This window comes from Glutamicibacter sp. AGC46 (genome assembly GCF_053543715.1).
Genome location: NZ_JBLVOJ010000025.1, coordinates 364,714 through 365,281, shown reverse-complemented (window position 1 = coordinate 365,281; position 568 = coordinate 364,714). Strand labels below are relative to the sequence as shown.

Here is a 568-nt window from a genome sequence, read left to right as displayed (position 1 = left end):
GGGTTTGATAACCATTGGTCATCAAACCCAGCCCTCAACCAAGCCCCTACGGCCATGCTAAGGCAGCATGGAACCGTGCGTGGGGGAGATTAGGCAGTTTCCCCGCGAGCAGCGCGCAGCTGCTGGAGGCGGTCTGCCAGAGTCTTTTCCAGTTCTTCTTCGGAACGGCGCTCAAGAAGCATGTCCCAGTGGGTACGGACAGGCTTTTCATTGCCCGGTTCTTCGGCCTTGGCTTCGCCGTGGACGAGCTTGGCTTCCTTACCGGTCTTGGTGTGCCAGGTTGCTGGAATTTCAGCTTCGGCAGCAAAGACGACGAAGACGGTCTCGCCCTCTTCGGTACGGTATTCCACACGCTGACGGGCAGCCGGCTCCACACCTGCCTCAGATTCCATGCTCTGTGCACCCAGGCGCATGCCTCGTAGGCTGCGATCGCTCATGTTTTCCCTCCGCGATGATTGAAGAATTCGCTACACGTACCAACGTTTGGCACTCGGAAATAATTCCCTCCGACTAGAGGTGAAGATAATTCTTGGTGCCAAAACATCCATTATACGCGTCTGCGGGGAGG

General features: G+C 56.9%; 1 protein-coding gene. It reads right to left on the bottom strand.

Annotated elements, in window-relative coordinates; all coding sequences use genetic code 11:
- Positions 1-89 precede the first annotated feature (89 nt).
- Positions 90-437: an RNA polymerase-binding protein RbpA gene (locus tag ACNPM8_RS16680; RefSeq protein WP_105657848.1), complete on the bottom strand. Its 348-nt coding sequence runs from the start codon at positions 435-437 to the stop codon at positions 90-92.
- Positions 438-568 lie beyond the last annotated feature (131 nt).